Genomic DNA, 4,187 nt, shown 5'->3' on the forward strand with positions numbered 1-4,187 from the left:
CTTCAATCGTTCGTCATGCATACAATATTCGGCTTAAATTTCCTTTATTTATTAAAGTTTCGTGAGTCATCTAACGAGAGTCCTTTAAACGTTCACTCAACCTGAAACTTTCTTGGTAATCAACCTCACATTCAACAATTACCGGTCCATCTTCAGATATTGCTTTTTGTAAGACTGTTGTTAGCTCTGCCGCTTTTTTTACCTTATATCCTTTCGCACCATATGCTCTTGCAAAGGCAACAAAATCCGGGTTATTAAATTGGATATTAGATGAATGGCCTAACTTGTTTTTTTGTTCCCATTCAATCATTCCGTATCTTCCATCTCGCCAAATCATAATAACAATCGGTACCTTCAAACGAACCGCTGTTTCAAACTCTGCTATAGACATGATAAAAGCCCCGTCACCGCATACAGCCATTACTTTTTTATCAGGACACGCAAGTTTCGCACCAATTGCTCCCGGAAGTGCGATCCCCATTGAAGCAAGCCCATTTGATAGGATACATGTATTTGGCTTTAATGTCTCATATTGCCGGCCAATCCACAATTTATGGGCTCCAACATCTGATAGTAAAATATCATCATTTGATAGAACTTCCCGTATTTCCTTAATGATACGTTGAGGAGACATTGGGTATGAATTACTGGTTGAATGTAACAATTGATCTGACAATATCGTTTCCTTTACATTACGATAAAATGGATCGATTTCATTCCTTTGATCAATTTGGTCAATTAAACGCAAAAGATTTGCAGACAAGTCACCAACAAGGGATGCCTTTACCGGATAATAGTTATCTAACTCATGGTCTTGTACATCGATATGAATGATAGGTGATAGTAATGGGTTCCATTTTTTAGGTTCGTATTCGATAGGGTCATATCCGATAGCAATGACTAAATCTGCGCGACTAAAGGCTTTATTGACAATATCACCTTCTGGTAGTCCAATTGTCTGTAAATGCAGTGGGTGATTTTCTGGAACTACGCCTTTCGCCATAAATGTTTCTGTGAAAGGGGCTTGAAGCCTTTCGATTAAAGTTAAAATATCAGTAGATGCTCCACCTTTTGAAGCATTATTCCCTATCAAAAATAGGGGGAATTTTGCTTGATTGATAGCCATAGCCACTTCATTGATTGCTTGCTCAGATGACCGTACTTTTTTGTCATAAAGCTGAGTTTGTAAAGGTTCTCCATGCACAAGGGAGGAGGCGATATCATTCGGAAACTCGATATGAATGGCTCCAGTCAAATCCTTTGCAGCCAATGCAAAAGCTTTAGTTATAATTTTTGGAATAACGGAACCATCGTAAATAGTTGTACTCCATTTCGAAATCGGGTGATATAGCTCGAGAATATTTATGTATTGATGAGCCCCCTTAAACTGCATGTTGAGATCGGTCTGTGCCGTAATCGCGATTAGCGGCATTCGATCCAAAGTAGCACAGGCAACACCCGTCACCATATTGGTGGCCCCGGGTCCAAGTGTTGAAAGACAAACTCCGGGTTTTCCTGTCAACTTACCCATCATCCCAGCGATAAACGCTGCTCCAGTTTCATGCCGGCAAACGATAAACTGTATGCTCGACTTATTTATCGCGTCCAACAAATCTATGTTTTCTTCCCCCGGCACTCCAAATATGTATTCAACACCCTGACCCTCTAAACATTTTACAAAAAGCTCTGCTGCCTTCAAAAATACATCCCCTTCCCATAAAAGCCACTAGTTTTCCCTTATTAACTTACCTTTTATCTATCCCCTTTCAGAATGGATTTATTCGAGATCGAAAATAGTTTATTACTGAATTTATATCTGGGTAAACAAATTTGTTATCTCAAGTAATTTCTATGAGTCACTATCAAATCGTGTGAGTAAAAAATCGAAGTTGGCCCCCTCGTAATGGGGATGTTTTATTTTCCCATAATATTGTTTCTCACTTCGTTTATACAAATCCTAAACTATGGGATTTTTTGTTTGTATTTTGCAGTGCCTTCAATTGTTCTTAGTTTTTATTAGGACAGAGCTTTATTATGAAATAGTGAATTTAAACGAGGATAAGGAAGATTGGAGTTTATTATAAAAGGATTGTATTCTATAAGTGGCAAAATTTTTTTGGTGGATTCTACAATCTCTCTGATCTTATATTCCATTTGTATTCATATTTTCTAGTTTGTCGAAACCTTTTTTATGGAACTCATGGAAATATTTTTGATTTTGAACAGTTAAATGTTACAATATGTAAATAAATCATGTAGCATTGAAAAACAATATAATTCATAGGAGTGAAACAAATGTCAGTTGATGTTTATATTAATTTTAATGGGAACTGCCGTGAAGCAGTAGAGTTTTACGCACAGGTTTTTGGAACAGAAACACCACAAATTATGACCTTTGGAGAAACACCACCTAACCCTGAATTCCCTCTCCCAGATGAAGCAAAAAATTTAGTTATGCACACAAGGCTTAATATTGATGGAAGTAATGTAATGTTTTCTGATGTTTTTCCTGGTATGCCTTTTGTTGAAGGAAACAACATAAGCCTTGCAGTAGTTAATAAGAACATGGATGAAATTAAATCTATCTTTAATAAACTGAAAGAAGGCGGCACAGTAGTTATGGACCTTCAAGAAACATTCTGGAGCAAACTCTATGGTCAGGTAACAGATAAGTTCGGAATTATTTGGCAATTAAATTATGACACTGGAGAAATGTGAAAATACATTTTTGCTAGCAATTTCCAATATAGGATATAGGGCCTTTCTTCTAGAGAAAAGTTTCTATATCCTTTTTGTGTTTCTAATACTAAAAATACCCTGTTTATCAAGTTGTGGATGTTGTAGGGTTAGATTCTAAAAGAAGTAATGAGATTAAGACTAATAACTGGTTACATTTCACCAATGACAAGTATACATTACATCTTATTATCAACAAAAAGGTTACCTTTCGAAAAAAGTCAGTATGTTTAGACTTTAAGGTCTATATAGACCATCAGAATGTCTGATTTTGAAGTTAGGTTTGGATCAATTATTAACTTATAAATTCAGAGGTTCAATAAAAGTTACAATACGTATATCCTTCGTTTGATAGTGCATGTAATACAACTTGGATTGCTTGATGTTATTTAACAGTTTCATATTAGGTTGGTGCATTAAGATAAGTTTATAGTGCACTTTTTCGAACAGGTTAGCTGTTCAAATACCCTCATTTAGTCTAGGTTTGGCTGGATCGCAGTTAGGCTTTTCAGAATTTGTCGATTCAGCGAGCTTCATCAAATAATAACATTCTTCACGCGACATATGATCCGCCATTAATGGAGAAAATGTTCCTAGAGCTTGTGCACTAAGTTCTAGTTCCTCCAATTCATTTAGAAAGTGCTGAAAAAGTTTTATTTCTAATGTGACGTCTACATTCATCTTTTCTAATGCAGGAAAAGTGGATAAATTAGTCCGTAAATATCCCGCCAATTCGACTGCTTTTATATAATATTCATTAAAATGCTTCGTATATTGGTCACTTTTCTCTTTTAATCGTTTTTCAACATCATCCAATTTGGATGATATGGCACCCGCATGCCCAGCGGCATCTAACAGCCAAACCAAATGATGATGAAGTTCATGATAAACTGGTGGGGTTTGATTGGATTTAAAGTGTTTTAATAACCTTAAATATTCTTCTAATTCGTTCACCATATGATTAAGAAATGTAGGTGAAAGATGTATTTTGATTTTCCCTACTAAATGTTTTTTCATTAGGTTTAACTTAAACTCTCGAAGTTTTAAAGCCGCATCTTCTGCCGCAAAAATCAATTGTGAAATATCTTCCGAATTGACTTTACCAAGGAGAGTGTCAAATATTTGAATAAACTCCGATGCAATTTCAATATTTTCTAGTTCAACCGGTGCTAAAGACTCATGGATAAATCGGGAATGATCCCCTAAGATTTGCAGCCAAAACTGATGCTCGAATCTTGCTTTCTTTTCCCATACTTCGCTCATTTATTATCCTCCATATCTTAATAATCGAAAACATTTATGATTTTTTATTCCTTTACGGATATACTTATGAACAAAAAAATGAAAAAAGGTCAGCAAAGTGTGTTTGCCCGCAAGTTTTTTTATTTGATTATCATTTTTAACGGAAAGAGAAAGGTTCGCTGCAGTCCTCTTTGCTCTTCAACTTATAC

3 protein-coding genes are annotated in these 4,187 nt (G+C 35.6%); 1 reads left to right on the plus strand and 2 read right to left on the minus strand.

Annotated elements, in window-relative coordinates; genetic code table 11:
* Nucleotides 1-70: 70 nt before the first annotated feature.
* A complete protein-coding gene (locus tag AC1DUW_RS22145) occupies nucleotides 71-1,699 on the minus strand; it encodes an acetolactate synthase large subunit (RefSeq protein WP_053346131.1) in 1,629 nt (542 codons plus the stop codon).
* A 596-nt stretch (nucleotides 1,700-2,295) separates the two neighbouring features.
* On the opposite strand from AC1DUW_RS22145, the gene AC1DUW_RS22150 reads away from it, so the two are divergent.
* Nucleotides 2,296-2,718, plus strand: coding sequence for a VOC family protein (locus AC1DUW_RS22150; protein ID WP_053346132.1), 423 nt, complete (start codon nucleotides 2,296-2,298; stop codon nucleotides 2,716-2,718).
* Nucleotides 2,719-3,195: 477 nt separating this feature from the next.
* Here the strand turns inward: AC1DUW_RS22150 and AC1DUW_RS22155 are convergent, their stop codons facing one another.
* Nucleotides 3,196-3,999 carry a DUF2935 domain-containing protein gene (locus tag AC1DUW_RS22155; protein ID WP_053346133.1) on the minus strand — a complete coding sequence of 268 codons (804 nt, stop codon included), beginning with the start codon at nucleotides 3,997-3,999 and terminating at the stop codon, nucleotides 3,196-3,198.
* Nucleotides 4,000-4,187 lie beyond the last annotated feature (188 nt).

The organism is Peribacillus sp. P4_C12, from assembly GCF_056402095.1.

Bases quoted from the DNA above. Each gene is read 5' to 3' on its own strand.
- AC1DUW_RS22150 (WP_053346132.1), top strand. From the start codon at position 2,296: ATGTCAGTTGATGTTTATATTAATTTTAATGGGAACTGCCGTGAAGCA.
- AC1DUW_RS22155 (WP_053346133.1), bottom strand. From the start codon at position 3,999: ATGAGCGAAGTATGGGAAAAGAAAGCAAGATTCGAGCATCAGTTTTGG.